Below are 13,672 nucleotides of genomic sequence, written 5' to 3'. Positions count from 1 at the left end.
GCGCCCGGGGTGCCCGCCGCGGGACCGTTCCGGCATGCACCTCGTCGCCAGTGAACGGATCAAGCTCTTCAGCATCGCCACGCCGTGGGCGTGCGGCCTCTTCGCGGTCGTCGCCCTGGTCGCGCCGGCCGTGCTCACCGCGCTCACGGCCACCGAATCCCGGCTGCCGCCCACCGTCGCGAGCACCCAGTTCGGCTTCCAGCTCAGCCTGGTCGCCGTCCTGGTGCTCGCGGCCCTCTCCGTGACGAGCGAGTACCAGTCCGGCACGATCCACGGCACCTTCCAGGGCGTCCCGAGCCGGTGGCCGGCGCTGGTCGCGAAGGCCGCGGTCGTCGCCGGGTACGCCTTCCTCCTCGGCGAAGCCGCCGCCTTCCTCGCCTGGCTGGTCGCGCGGATCCTCGCCCCGGACGCCGATCTGGCGCTCGACAGCGTCGCGGACTGGACGATCGTCGCCGGCACCGGTCCGGTGTTCGCGCTCGCCGCGGTCTGCGGGGTCGGCGTCGGCCTGCTCGTACGCCACACCGCCGGCGCGGTCGCGCTGCTCGTCGGCTACCCGCTCATGGCCGAGAACGTCATCACGCTGATCCCGCGGGCCGGGCTCGCGATCCACCGCTGGCTGCCGCTGAACGCCGTCACGAAGTTCCTCAGCGGCTCCGGCGAGGCGAACGCCGGAAGGGACGGCGGCAACGCGGCGACCCTGTCCGACTCGCCGTTGAGCCCGGGCTGGGCGTTGGCCTACTTCGGCGCCTTCGCCGTACTCGTGCTGGTGGCCGGGATCACGAAGGCGCGGCGCCGGGACGCGTGATCCGGGTCAGCTTGTCCGGGTTGACGACGTCGTAGATCGCCACGATCTTCCCGTCGCGGACGCTCATCGCCTGGACGTGCTCGTCGAGCGCCAGGAAGCCCTCGCGTCCTGGCAGCGGCGGCAGGTAGAACCCGAGGTCGCCGTTGACCAGCACCGGCGCGCCGCGGGTGACGCTCTCCGGGGCGTACTTGCGCATGAGCCCGACGAAGAACCGGGCGAGCTTGTCGGCGCCGACCATGAGCTGGCGCGTGGTGCGGCCCTTGCCGTCCGAGTCGCCGATCAGCACCGCGTCCGGGTGCAGCAGTTCGACGACCGCGCCGATGTCGCCGGCGAGCAGCGCGGTGACGAACTTCTCGAGGATCTTCGCCTGCTCGTCCAGCGGCGCGCGCGGCGCCGGGTCCGCGTCGGCCAGCGCGCGGCGGCCGCGGGAGCCGTGCTGGCGCGCGGCGTCCACCGAGCAGCCGAGGATGTCCGCGATCTCGGCGAAGGGCAGCGAGAACGCGTCGTGCAGCACGAACGCGACGCGCTGCTCCGGGGTCAGCTTGTCGAGCACGACCAGCGCGGCCATCCGCAGGCCGTCGTCGCGGACGGCGACGTCGAGCGGGTCCTCGCTCACCGGCTGCCCGAACGGCGTCACGACCGGTTCCGGCAGCCACTGGCCGACGTAGCGCTCCCGCTGTGCCGTGGCCGACTTCAGCCGGTCGAGGCAGATCCGGCCGACGACCGTGGTCAGCCAGCCGCGCAGGTCGCGGATCGCGTCCTTCCCGGCGTCGTCGAGCCCGGCCAGCCGCAGCCACGACTCCTGGACGGCGTCCTCGGCGTCGGCGCGGGTGCCGGTGAGCCGGTAGGCCACCCCGATCAGGTGGCCACGGTGCTCGGCGAACCGCGCGGCGAGGGTGTCCTGGGCGGTGGGCGTGGCCATACCCTCAGTGTGCCGGATGAGGTCGAATCTTTCGCCGGATGAGGTCCAATCTAAGGTGGTACCTGTGGCAGGACGGATTCGGGACAGCGACATCGCGGAGGTGCGCGAGCGGAGCCGGATCGACGAGGTCGTCGGGGAGTACGTGGCGCTGCGCCGCGCCGGTGGGGGCAGCCTGAAGGGCCTCTGCCCGTTCCACAACGAGAAGACCCCGTCGTTCAACGTCCGCCCGACGCACGGCACCTTCCACTGCTTCGGCTGTGGCGAGGGCGGCGACGTGATCAAGTTCGTCCAGAAGATCGACCTGATCACCTTCGTGGAAGCCGTCGAGCGGCTGGCCGACCGGGTCGGCATCCGGCTCACCTACGAGGGCGGCGGCGCGACGATCCAGCGCGACCGCGGCAGCCGCAGCCGGCTGATCGAGGCGCACCGCGCCGCGCAGGAGTTCTACGCCGAGCAGCTGGTCACCGACGACGCGCGCGCCGCGCGGGACTTCCTGTCCGAGCGCGGCTTCGACGCCGCCGCGGCGAAGACGTTCGGCTGCGGCTACGCCCCGGCCGGCTGGGACAAGCTGACCAAGCACCTGCTCACCCGCGGGTTCGAGGTCAAGGAGCTGCTGACGGCGGGATTGTCCAAGGAGGGCCAGCGCGGCCCGATGGACCGCTTCCACCGGCGCCTGGTCTGGCCGATCCGCGACGTCGGCAACGAGGTTGTCGGCTTCGGCGCGCGGCGGCTGTTCGACGACGACCGGATCTCGGCCAAGTACCTCAACACCGCCGAGTCGCCGATCTACAAGAAGTCCCAGGTGATGTTCGGCCTCGACCTGGCCAAGCGCGAGATCGCGAAGAAGCACCAGGTCGTCGTGGTCGAGGGCTACACGGACGTGATGGCGATGCACGCGGCGGGCGTCCCGACGGCCGTGGCGTCGTCGGGCACGGCGTTCGGCGAAGACCACATGAAGGTGCTTCGCCGGCTGATGATGGACGACGACGCCTTCCGCGGCGAAGTGATCTTCACCTTCGACGGTGACGAAGCGGGCCAGAAGGCCGCGCTGAAGGCGTTCGAGGGCGACCAGACGTTCGCCGGCCAGACCTACATCGCGGTCGCGCCGGACGGCATGGACCCGTGCGAGCTGCGCCTGGCCAAGGGCGACAGCGCGGTCAAGGACCTCGTCGCGCGGCGGATCCCGCTGTTCGAGTTCGCCATCCGCAGCACGCTGAAGAACTTCGACCTCGACTCGGTCGACGGCCAGGTCTCGGCGCTGCAGAAGACCGTGCCGATGATCGCGGCGATCAAGGACCGCGCCGCGCGTGACGGCTACGCGTCGAAGCTCGCCTGGTGGGTGGGCTGGCAGGACGTCGCCCAGGTCGTCAACCGCGTGCGCGGCAGCGCGGGGGCGACCGACAAGCGCGGCGGCGTGCCCTTGAAGCAGCCGGCCCGCGTCGGCGCTCTCGAGGTGAAGGCCCCGGAGTCCGACGTCGCCCGGCCCGCCCCGAAGGACCCGCGGTTCGCGATCCAGCGCGAGGCGCTGAAGGCCGCGCTGCAGCAGCCCGCGATCGCCGGGCCGGAGTACGACGCGCTGCCGCTGGAGGCGTTCACGCACCCGGTGTACATCGCGGTGCACGAAGCCGTGCTGAAGGCGGGCGGGGCCGGTTCGGGCCTCACCGGCCCGTCGCTGCTGGACGCGGCGGCCTCGCACTGCCCGGAAGGGACGGTCCGCCGGGTGCTCTCCGAGCTGGCCGTGGAACCGTTGCAGGCCAAGGACGAAGTCGATTCCCGCTACATCTCCTCGATCCTCGCCCGGCTGCAGGAGAGCCTCGTCGGGCGGCAGATCTCGGAGATCAAGGGGAAGCTGCAGCGGCTCTCGCCGGTCGAGGCGCCGGACGACTACCGCGCCCTCTTCGGCGACCTCGTCGCGCTGGAGCAGTACAAGAAGTCGCTGGGCGAGCAGGCGTCCGCCAGCTCGTGGAGCTGACGTGAGCTTCCTGCGCCGGTTGCTCGGCGACCGCACCCCCGACGGTTTCGCCGGTTCGCTGGACGCCGGCGAGGACGTCGTGGACAGCGCCCCCGTCGAGGGCGGCGGGCACCTGGTCGTCACACCGCTCGGGCTGTGGATCCCGGACGGTGCCGGCGGCGCGCGCCGCGTCGGCTGGCACCTGATCGGCAAAGCGGCCTGGAAGAACGACGTCTTCACGCTGACCGAGTCGGCCGAGTCCGGCACCGCCGGGTCGGCCGTCGTGCTGACCGACCTCGCGCCCGTGCGGTTCAGCCTGCCGCAGCCGAGCCGGGTGCCGCACCACGTGCGGCTGCGCGTCGACGGCTCGGTGCGTTCGCGGCACCGCCAGGACATCGGGGACGGCGGCGCGTGGTTCGTCCAGCGCAAGGTCCCCGGCCGCGACGGCAGCGTCCTGCAGGTCAGGCCGGACCCGGGCACGGACGTCACGCTGGTGGCGGCCATCGCCGAGCAGGTCGCCGCGAAGCTGGCTACCGCCGTCGAATAGCAGTACGCTCGTACTCGGTACAAGCGTACTGTTTGTTCGGGAGGCGCCTGTGTGGGATCCGGAGAAGTACCTCGACTACGCCGACCTGCGGGCCCGGCCGTTCTACGACCTGACGTCCCGGATCGGCGCGGTTTCACCCAGGCGGGTGGTCGATCTCGGCTGCGGGCCCGGAAACCTGACGGTCGACCTGGGCAAACGCTGGCCCGGTGCCGCTTTGGAGTGCAGCGACAGTTCACCCGAAATGGTGGCAGCCGCGCGTGCCCGCGGCCTGGACGCCGCGACGCTCGACGTCAACGATTGGACACCGGCGCCGGACACCGACGTCGTCGTGTCGAACGCCGTCCTGCAGTGGGTGCCCGGGCACCGCGACCTGCTGCGCCGCTGGGCCGGGCAGCTGCCGACCGGCGCGTGGCTGGCGGTGCAGGTGCCGGGCAACTTCGACGCCCCGTCGCACGCGCTGACCCGCGAGCTCGCGGCGTCCGCGGCCTGGTCGTCCCGGCTGGCCGACGTCGTCCTGCGCGAGGACGACGCGGTCTCGACCCCGCTGGAGTACGCGAACCTCCTGGCCGACGCCGGCTGCGGCGTCGACGCCTGGGAGACGACGTACGTCCAGCCGCTGCGCGGGTCGCGCGCGGTGCTGGAGTGGATCACCGGAACGGCGTTGCGCCCGATCCGCGCGGCCCTCCAGGATGAGGCGTGGGACCAGTTCCGCGCCGAACTGGCCCCTCGGCTCGACAAGGCGTACCCGACGCGCGCCGACGGCACGACGTGGTTCGAGTTCCGCCGCGTGTTCGTCGTCGCGCAGGTCTAACGCCGGCGCCCCGCCTTCTCACTGATCTTGGCCCGGGCGACCCCGGCGGCACCCTGGACCATCGGATGGTCGACGACCCGGCGGTAGGTGCGCACGAGCTGCTCGTACCGCCCCCGGCCTGCCTTGGCGCCCAGTACGTAGCCCAGGCTCGCACCCAGCAGGAACTTCTTCATCCGTGTCCACGCCTCTCGTCGATAGGTCGTCCGACTGTCCATTGTCCAGGAAAACCGGCCGCAGGGGGCGGTTGCGCTAAGTGGGGGGTGGTGCGGACCGGGTTGCGGGGATGGTCTAAAGTTCTTCTTGTCGGGCGAGAGCGCGGCACCGGAAAGAGCGACATTCCCCTGTAGCTCAACTGGCAGAGCATTCGGCTGTTAACCGGAGGGTTCTTGGTTCGAGTCCAAGCGGGGGAGCAAAGCCCAGGTCACAGGCCTGGGCTTTTTTGCTACCCATGGGTAGGGGCGATTTACTGTCTATTTTGACGATCGTCCAAGGATCGGGTTGGCCATCGGCGCCGGTCTGCGGCAGTGCGTCGGTGCGGGTGCCATGGGCCAGCGTCATGACCTCGCGTGCGGCGTCCCACCGGCGACACGGTCGCGATGAGCTCCGCCGTTTGGGTAGGTCGATGACCGCGTGGCTCCCCGGCCGCTGACAGGGGCCCGCTGCGCCGGACGTGCCGCGAATGCCTTAAGCGGGCAAGCTGTCGTTCATGGGTCGAGGTCCCCGCCGCGAACGGGTCAGATTCAGGGAGTCGCCCGATGGAGCCGGCACGCGCGAGTTCGTTCGGCGCGACGAAGCTGATCCTGTCAACATGCGCAACCGCGACGGCCAGCCGATACGGACGCTGGAGAACCGTCGGAACTGGCAGGAGGAGTCGGAGCGGCTCGCGGTGTGGTTTTCGGATCTTCACCCGGCGACGCAGAAGAGGCTGACTGCGTTCGTGATCCGATGCCCGATGAGAGGCTGCCTGCTTGGCCGCGTGTTCCGGCACGGGGACCCGAAGGCAAGAATCCACTATGTCTGGCTGGCTCAGGCCAGTGCCGGCCAGAACTCAGCGGCCATCGTCAACTGGGCGTGGGATGGGGGTCGCGGTTCGAAGGAGTTCATGACCACGAGCTGCAGACACGGGACCGCGCACGTCGACATCGGGCTACTGCAGGGGATGATCGAGGCCCTGGACTTTCCACCGTCGCCGCCACCGGAGGGTTGGCTGAACCACTACGAGACGGCGATCCAACGCGGGTACGCCCGTCGAACGATCATCGTGTCCGACACGGACTGGACTGCGCGGACCTGACTCGCGGGGCATAGTTCGGTATCGTGGTGATCACAACCCAAGATCGCCTGCTCGAGCTACACGAGGCCCGCCCGGGCCGTTGGCGTCTGAGCGCCCCAGCTACCACAGGAAGAGCGCCGGCCGTAGCCGCTTGGAGATGAGCACCAGGACCATCCCCTGGAGGGTCCTGCAAGCATGCTCGTGAACATCCTGACTGCCGCGCTGCCGGGGCTGGCCGTGCCTGCCTTCAGCTACCTCAAGTACCGCGCCTACATGAAAACCGTTCGGCACGTCGTCGACAACCTGGGCGGCGATGGCCTCGACAAGCTCGACGCGATTCGTCCGCCAAGCCTAGTGCGGCAATCGCAGTCACCTCGACGAAACGCGAGTTCGCGCTGAAGAAGGTGGAGGAACGCGGTATCTCATCGAAGCCCGTGGCCGGCGGCGATGTGAGGCTTCTGGGCGAGAAGCGTCTCCAGCCTGCTGTCGGGCCAGAGTTCGATGAGGGGTGAAGCTCCTGTCTCGTTGTGTTTCTCTGCCCAGCTCACGGCATCGGCTGTGAAGCGGCCGGTAGTGGCGATGATGAGACCGCGTACCAGTGGCGGCTCCCACAGCTTGACCGTGGCGACGGTGTCCGACACATCAGTGGGGCGAACAGAACGCGAGCGCCAGTGTTTGGCTTGGACGATCACTCGCTCGTTACGCACGCCGCCGGTGCCGTCACGAAGGACGCGGTCCAGCGAAAGATCTCGTCCTCGATCGGGCGCTCGGGTCTGCATGAGCCACTGGACGTTGTCGTGTTCGGGGAAGCTTCGGAGCAGGTCGTACAGCAGGCGCTCGAAACCGCCGTCATCAAGGCGGTCCCACGGAAGAGCGATCGTGGCGCTCCCGGTCAGGCTTCCGGCTGCGGCCTGACCGAGATCAACGGCTGGAACAGGCAGTGGATCGGAGTCGGCAAGTGCACTGGCTTCGATGTCGGAACGCACGCTGGGCCAATCCAACTCGGCGATGTCGTGCCAATCGTGGCCTTCGCTGAAGCGTAGATGGCGGCGAAGGTCACTCCAGCGGCCTTGGCGCTGGGCCGTGTCTCCCAAGAGTCGCTCAATCTCGTCGATGGCGGCCCTGATCTTGGTCGCTTCTGGGCCTTCCAGCTTCATCGAGGAGTCATGTGCTACACCGGTGAGCAGAACGGGCAGCAAGGCGTCGATCGCCGACATCAGTTCGTCGAGCCGCTGGCGGGCGGCGCGGCGACGGGCACGGTTGAGCCTGTACCGATACTCGGCTAAATCCTTCGAAGGTCGTTCCCCGACTTCGTATGCCTCGAGCGGCGGCACATCTATCTCGAAGCAATCGACGAAAATCGCGCCAATTTCGTCGATATCAGGCAGTCCAGCAGTAATGGTCCAGCCATCGATCTCGGGCAGGCCCGCCAGGAGGTCTGACCACGCGCGTCGGAGGTCGTCGTACTCAGGATGTGAGCCTCGTGCGGGTCCGGTCGGGATGAACGTCTCGGCCCGGCGCCAGACGTCCTCGAGCTTCGCGACGTTCGCCGCCGTCCGGTCCATGGCGTTGAGCAGGTCGTCGAGCTCCACAGTGGAAGTGTGGCAGACGGTCACCACGTGCCTGCGTCGCGACACGAAGTAGATCGCGCGGCTCCGGGGCCCTTCCGCGTCGCGACCGAAGCAGCCGAGGTTCGCAGTTGCCGCGTCAACGCCGGAATCCTGCCCTGGCTGGTTGCCGGGAGGTACGCTCCCAAGTCGCTAAGCAGTGAAGATTTGAACGACGGCGAGGCGGGAGACGTGGGATGACGACATCACCAGGCGGGCTGTACTTCGTGCAGCACCTTGCCGGCCCGCACGACTTCGAGTTCAGCGAGGATCTAGCCGTCGTCACTAGTGCGGGCTTGCACTAAGAGACCGTCGTGGCTGACCCCGAGGAGCGGCATCGCAGTGAAAAGTTGCTGACATCGCTGCATGAGGTTCTGACTGCGCTGGACAGTAGTAGTGACCTGGCAGACGCGAAGGCATCTCGCGTCATCGAATTGCTGTCGCGGCTGTCCGGCTTGGCCGCGAGCGCCGAAGACCATCAATCGGTCAAGCTGATGTTCGACTGGTGGCAATGGTTGAACGACCCGGCACGATCGCCGGCGACTGCAGAACTGGATGAATCATCTGATTCCAAAAAAGAGTCAGACGTCATCCAGCCAATCGAGATTTTCCCATTTTATTTCGAGTTGACGCGACGAGGAATTGAGTGTCGCAAGAAGTTCTTCATGACAGGTGGGGCGGAATATCTTGATGAATCGGTAGTGCACTTCAGGGACGCGATCTACGTTGCTTCAGTAGATGACAAAAATTTTGAAGATCTAGTTTCAAATCTCGGCTACTCCTTGATCGCTTTGGGTCAATGGAAGGATGACGTATCTGCGTTGAATGAAGCAGTGCAACGTACTCGTGAAGCGGTAGTCAATACTCTGGTTGGGCATGAGAGAATGGCGGCTCGAATGAGTAACTATGCGGCAGCGCTGCGCGAGTTGTTCCTGCATGGTCGAGAAATTTCGATACTCGAAGAGTCAATCAAGAGTTCTCGAAGTGCGGTCAATCTTGTTGACAAGAGTGACCCTGAACGTGTTGGTATATCGGCGGAGTTATTTCTATCACTATATGAGTTTTACCGGCAGAATGGCGATGTTGAGACTCTTGAAGAAGCTGTCTCGGTGGCGCGGCGCGTATTTATTGCCGAATCGCGTGATTTCGAAAAGCGTGCAGAGCGCGCTGGTCGACTGTCGGATCTTGCGACGGCTTTGCAAGAACTGTTCCGTTGGCACGGAGACTCAGTGATGCTTAGAGATGCGACATTGATGGCGTCCGATGCGGCGAGAAGCACGCCGCGGGGCCATGTTGACCGAGCAATTCGACAGAGTCTTCACAGCGCTGCCCTCCGTGCCCAATATTCATGGGGTGGAGAGATTGGCGATCTTAACTACGCGCTCGAGCAGTCGAGAGAAGCAGTCAATGTCGTTCCGCGTGGTCATCCCCAGAGAATGATTGTACAAGCGGAGCTTAGTAGTGCCTTGATGGCACACTTTGAGGTAGGGCGCGATGAAGGAATGTTGGAGGAGGCTGCCCAGATTGCGCAAGATGTCGTTGAGGCCACATCGAGGGACAATGAACATTGGCCGAAATATGCGTCTAGTCTGGGTGTGATACTTCGGTCGAAGGCGGTTCTGAAGGAAGATCTCAAAATTTTGCGCGAGGCTGCGCGTTTCGGTGCTGACGCTGTAAGGGGCGTGCGGCTCGGAAATCCAGATCGAGCCGATATTCTTGGTGAACTCGCGGTTAGTCTGAGACTCATCTTCGAATGGACCGGAGACATCGAGTTCAGGGATGAAGCGAGGTCTCACTTCGCGGCGGCGGCCGATTTAAAGTCAACGCCGTTGCATGCGCGTTTGAATTTTTGTAGATATGCAGCCGAGCTCGATCTGATGGCTGGCGAACCTGGCAAGGCCCTCGGCATTATCGAACGTGCTGTCGATTTGCTCCCTGCCGTTGCCGCTCGCGTGGTCGGGCGAAACGACAGGCAGCACCGCCTCGCGACGCTAGCGGGGCTAGCGACAACGGCTGCGGTCGCCGCTATCCGATCAGGAGATCCCAACCGTGCTATCGAACTACTGGAGCAAACTCGCGGCGTCACGCACGCGGATGTGATGGACACTCGAACGGACATTGCCAAACTTGAAGCTCTGGCGCCAACACTTGCACGTGAATTCAATGTGCTGCGGAATTCTATCGAAGCGGCTCGACACCAGCTCAAGCGGACGGATTGGGCGGTCGATGGTCCTTATGGGAGCGGTAGGCGGGCGGCTTACCTGGAGTTAATTGATCGGCGCTCGGGCCTGAATTCGTCTTGGCTGGAGCTGTTGGGAAGAATTCGAAGTATTCGAGGGCTGCACGAATTTCTTCGACCGTTACCTATCGACAAAATTTCTGAGGAGGCGAGCGAGGGGCCGATCGCGTACTTCTTTGCGCATAAACAGTCAGGGTATGCACTAATTCTCGCGAAGGATCCCATCGCGACCGTTCGCATTGTTGAACTTCCGAATTTCACTGAGCTGGCTGCATTGAAGATGGTTGACCTCCTTGAAAACGCTCGAGTGGATGCTGTGAATCCGTCGTGTGCGGCTGCTGATCGGGTCCTGGCGCAACAGTGCATACTTGGTGTTCTTGGTTCGATATGGGAACATGTAGCGGAACCTATTCTGCGCAATTTGAACTACCTTTCATCTCCTAAATCAGGGCAACCTTGGCCCAGAATTTGGTGGTGTCCGGTCGGCGTCGCAGCCTCACTTCCGGTTCACGCAGCCGGCTATCATCCTATGGTTCAAGAAGTTGACGAGAACGCCACGGTAATGGACCGTGTGGCTTCTTCATATACGTCGACTGTTCGAGCGCTTGCGCACGTTCGAATGCTTCGACGCGTCGCGGCGGAGATGAATTCCAATGCGGGTGTCGAGGGTGAGAATTCTATGCTTATAGTTGCAGTCGCGGACGCCCCGCGGACTGAGGTGCTTGCTGGCGTAGCTGATGAAGTGGCTTTGATTAGGGAGCTAGTTCCAAGAGCTACTGTGATCCCATCCGCAGGAAACGAAGTCACACTTGAGTTGGTTACGGAGATGATGAACAAATATCGCATTATCCATCTCGCATGCCATGGTATTGCTGACGGAATTATTCCGGCTAGAAGCTACCTTGTCTTGCATGATCATCTTATGGCACCACTAACTGTTGCTGAAATTGCGCGCCTCAAGCTTGAGAACGGCGAACTCGCATACTTATCCGCATGCTCTACGACAACTACTAATTCTGGTCATTTGGATGAGGCTACCAACATTGCAACATCACTTCAAATGGCGGGATACAGGAACGTAATTGGGAGTATTTGGCCAATCAACGACCGAGGTTCGACTGATATTGCCGAGAAGTTCTACGATCTTCTGACAAGTGGCGGGGCCAGGTATCCTGAGGTGAGGGATGTTGCTGCCGCGCTTCATGGTGCTGTTCGTCACCAACGCAACCGATATCCTTTACTTCCCACTCGATGGTCGTCGGTCGTCCACGCTGGAGAATGATTTCTTCTTCTGCTCGATAAAGTACCTAAAGTGTATCTTTGCGTAAATATTCGTTAATCTTCCATCCGGCTTGCGGCCTTGGCTCCGCCAGCTGCTTTGCCAAGTTATTTGCGTGGAGATCGGCAGCTGTCTCAATTAGAGAGCAAAGAGTCTCTGTGCATGCGCGTGCTCGGATAATGGCCGTGACGGCCGCGCCGATTGCGGCCAGGCTCAAAGGCCACCATAATGCACTTGATGCGACGTAGAGTGCAGCCCAGGCCATCTGAATGCTTGAGTTAATATAGGCTGCTTGGGCTGTACTGATATCGCCTCGTAGCGAGTCAGGCAGGATCGACCAAAGCCGCGGCCAGGCTATCGTAAGATCAAGACCGTGCGCTCTATAGACACGCGAAACCGTGGACTGCCAGCGATCACCCAACCAGGTTGGCCGCACTGGGCGGTCAAGGCTCACGGCGTCGCGGCGTGCATAGGCTTCAGTGAAGCCGGGTGCCGCCGTCACGATCGGTACGCCCGTGGCAGGCACCTGAAACTCGTCAACTCCGTCGCTTGGCCTGCTGTGGTCCGAGTCGGTGTCGGCCGCTGCGCTGATAGCCAGCCGGGTCAATTCATCAATTTTCTGACCGTGTCGTTCCCAGCGCCAATTACGCCATGTGACTAACCAGCGGGCTGGTCGACGCCTGCCGGGGATGCCCCACAATCTTCGAATGGCGACCGCGAGCGCGCTAGAGAGCATGCCTGCGGCAATGCTTGCGCCGAGGATTCCGACGGTCAGAAAGATTATCGAGGTCGTTGTTGGAGTGTGGTCGATCGCTTTTGTGAAGGCGTTGATAGCGGGGCGGACGTCAAGCGGTTTGCGATGGGAGAGCGTAAAAGCGGCAAGTGACGACAGCGACCACACGACTCCGGGTAGGACCAGAAGCGTTAGCCATCGCTCTGCGGCCTTCTTGCCGAGTTCCTCGAGAAATCCGTTCACTTGCCGACAACCTTGACCCGCTCCAGTGCAGTTCCGGTCAGTCCGCAAGTCAGAGCAGTCGAACCGGCGGACTCCGCACGCCCGCAGCGCCGCGGGTGCGGACATTGAAAGCCCGATGTCGTGCGGTAGCCGACAGGGCCAGGCGGTAACAGTCGGAACTCGCGAACGGCGGTGGTCACTCCGTCAATCCCTTTCTGTGCAGCCGTGTTGTCGACCAGGTCGAGGAGTTCCTTGAGCCGACCAGAGTCAAGGTGGCCGAATACTGCCTGCTGTATGCCCTGCCAATGCTCGGAGGTGATTCCGCTGTCTGAAAGAACTTCACGTAGAGTCGCGTCGCTGGCCAAGTTTCGGCACAGCCTCTCCAGTCGCTCTGACGCCATTGGGCTCTCCCTTCCTGTCCCGGGGACATCGATAGAAATTGCGCTGCGTCGCGCGGAGGCAACTCGGACGACTCTTGCGAAGGCCATGTCAGGCGAGGGCTGGAGCATCACCATTCGGCGACGGTCCTTTCCTGGCGCTCGCGGCGAACTGCGATGACCAGCCGAGGCAACATCGTCGGCAGCCGTAACGGTGTGGTGGTGGACCGAATCAACATCGCCTCCAGCCCAAGGTTGACGCAGCCAGCCTCGGTGTCTTGCAGGGTACCGCTGCGGCAAGGAGAACGAACTAAAGCTTAGCGGCCTGTGCTGGCCAGGCGCACCTGAACTGCGGGTTCACTTTGGCCGCTCCCAAGCCCGCTCGTCGGTGCTCTGCCGGGTCAATGTGGGTCGCACGCGCCACATCATGTCCTCACTAGAACGGAGGACGGCGCGCGCAGCTGAGGATGACGATCGTCGCGCCGAAACGGCCATCCGATGGACATCGGAGGACCGGTTGGCGCTTGTGAGCCAGCCACGATCGTCTCGAAGACGATCGCGGTGGCGAGCGTGGCCAGCCACTGAGGTGGATACCGCCTACACGCCGGCCTTCCTGGTACCGCGGTTTGCTCCTTGGTGTTGATGAGAGGGCGGTGCCAGTGCCCCCTGCGGGATGGCGGCCACGTGGAGCGACACGTCCTGCGGCTGGAGCGATGTTCTCCTAAGCAGGTTGCCAGAAGTTGTGTCCGTAACTCGCCGAAGTTGATGTCTCCACAACATGAAGAGCCTCGTCAGGTTGGATTGGGTTACCACACTCAACACGACCCGACGAGGCCTTCACCAGTATGCGCCCAGCGCATGTCTACGCCAACCTGACCCCAGCCCAGCACGACGATCTGATCACCG

General features: G+C 64.1%; 11 protein-coding genes and 1 tRNA gene. 8 read left to right on the top strand and 4 right to left on the bottom strand.

Annotated features, from left to right (window positions below; genetic code table 11):
- Nucleotides 1–34 precede the first annotated feature (34 nt).
- The gene (locus ACLJQZ_RS43570; protein ID WP_410627071.1) at nucleotides 35–805 is read left to right on the top strand and encodes a hypothetical protein; all 771 of its coding nucleotides are present in this window, start codon (nucleotides 35–37) and stop codon (nucleotides 803–805) included.
- Here the strand turns inward: ACLJQZ_RS43570 and ACLJQZ_RS43565 are convergent.
- On the bottom strand, nucleotides 777–1,727 hold the full coding sequence (locus ACLJQZ_RS43565; protein WP_410627069.1) for a sigma-70 family RNA polymerase sigma factor: 951 nt from the start codon (nucleotides 1,725–1,727) through the stop codon (nucleotides 777–779). The genes ACLJQZ_RS43570 and ACLJQZ_RS43565 overlap by 29 nt on opposite strands.
- A 64-nt stretch (nucleotides 1,728–1,791) precedes the next feature.
- On the opposite strand from ACLJQZ_RS43565, the gene dnaG reads away from it, so the two are divergent.
- From dnaG to ACLJQZ_RS43550, 3 genes are read left to right on the top strand one after another with little or no spacing between them, the layout of a single operon-like run.
- Nucleotides 1,792–3,699: a DNA primase gene (dnaG, locus tag ACLJQZ_RS43560; RefSeq protein ID WP_410627067.1), complete on the top strand. Its 1,908-nt coding sequence runs from the start codon at nucleotides 1,792–1,794 to the stop codon at nucleotides 3,697–3,699.
- A gap of 1 nt (nucleotide 3,700) precedes the next feature.
- Nucleotides 3,701–4,225 carry a hypothetical protein gene (locus tag ACLJQZ_RS43555; RefSeq protein WP_410627065.1) on the top strand — a complete coding sequence of 175 codons (525 nt, stop codon included), beginning with the start codon at nucleotides 3,701–3,703 and terminating at the stop codon, nucleotides 4,223–4,225.
- Between the two features lie 49 nt (nucleotides 4,226–4,274).
- On the top strand, nucleotides 4,275–5,036 hold the full coding sequence (locus ACLJQZ_RS43550; protein WP_410627063.1) for a trans-aconitate 2-methyltransferase: 762 nt from the start codon (nucleotides 4,275–4,277) through the stop codon (nucleotides 5,034–5,036).
- On the opposite strand, the gene ACLJQZ_RS43545 is transcribed toward ACLJQZ_RS43550, so the two are convergent.
- Complete coding sequence (locus ACLJQZ_RS43545) at nucleotides 5,033–5,209, bottom strand: hypothetical protein (RefSeq protein WP_410627061.1); 177 nt, start codon at nucleotides 5,207–5,209, stop codon at nucleotides 5,033–5,035. The two genes, ACLJQZ_RS43550 and ACLJQZ_RS43545, sit on opposite strands and share 4 nt — an antisense overlap.
- 164 nt (nucleotides 5,210–5,373) lie before the next feature.
- Between ACLJQZ_RS43545 and ACLJQZ_RS43540 the strand changes: the two genes are divergently transcribed.
- The 3 genes from ACLJQZ_RS43540 (at nucleotide 5,374) to ACLJQZ_RS43530 (ending at nucleotide 6,708) form a co-directional block, all read left to right on the top strand.
- A tRNA-Asn gene (locus ACLJQZ_RS43540) sits at nucleotides 5,374–5,446 on the top strand.
- A 398-nt stretch (nucleotides 5,447–5,844) separates the two neighbouring features.
- Nucleotides 5,845–6,330 carry a hypothetical protein gene (locus ACLJQZ_RS43535; protein ID WP_410627060.1) on the top strand — a complete coding sequence of 162 codons (486 nt, stop codon included), beginning with the start codon at nucleotides 5,845–5,847 and terminating at the stop codon, nucleotides 6,328–6,330.
- A 174-nt stretch (nucleotides 6,331–6,504) separates the two neighbouring features.
- Nucleotides 6,505–6,708 carry a hypothetical protein gene (locus tag ACLJQZ_RS43530; RefSeq protein WP_410627058.1) on the top strand — a complete coding sequence of 68 codons (204 nt, stop codon included), beginning with the start codon at nucleotides 6,505–6,507 and terminating at the stop codon, nucleotides 6,706–6,708.
- Between the two features lie 23 nt (nucleotides 6,709–6,731).
- On the opposite strand, the gene ACLJQZ_RS43525 is transcribed toward ACLJQZ_RS43530, so the two are convergent.
- Nucleotides 6,732–7,901, bottom strand: coding sequence for a restriction endonuclease (locus tag ACLJQZ_RS43525; RefSeq protein WP_410627056.1), 1,170 nt, complete (start codon nucleotides 7,899–7,901; stop codon nucleotides 6,732–6,734).
- A gap of 329 nt (nucleotides 7,902–8,230) precedes the next feature.
- On the opposite strand from ACLJQZ_RS43525, the gene ACLJQZ_RS43520 reads away from it, so the two are divergent.
- On the top strand, nucleotides 8,231–11,437 hold the full coding sequence (locus ACLJQZ_RS43520; RefSeq protein ID WP_410627054.1) for a CHAT domain-containing protein: 3,207 nt from the start codon (nucleotides 8,231–8,233) through the stop codon (nucleotides 11,435–11,437).
- A gap of 25 nt (nucleotides 11,438–11,462) precedes the next feature.
- Here ACLJQZ_RS43520 and ACLJQZ_RS43515 read toward each other — a convergent pair whose 3' ends face one another.
- Entirely contained in the window at nucleotides 11,463–12,410 is a 948-nt protein-coding gene (locus ACLJQZ_RS43515; protein WP_410627052.1) for a hypothetical protein, read from the bottom strand.
- Nucleotides 12,411–13,672 lie beyond the last annotated feature (1,262 nt).

Origin of the sequence: Amycolatopsis sp. cmx-8-4 (genome assembly GCF_046548675.1) — a bacterium.
Taxonomy (GTDB): Bacteria; Actinomycetota; Actinomycetes; order Mycobacteriales; family Pseudonocardiaceae; genus Amycolatopsis.
The sequence above is the reverse complement of the archived record's forward strand: the minus strand, read 5'-3'. Positions and strand labels throughout refer to the sequence as shown.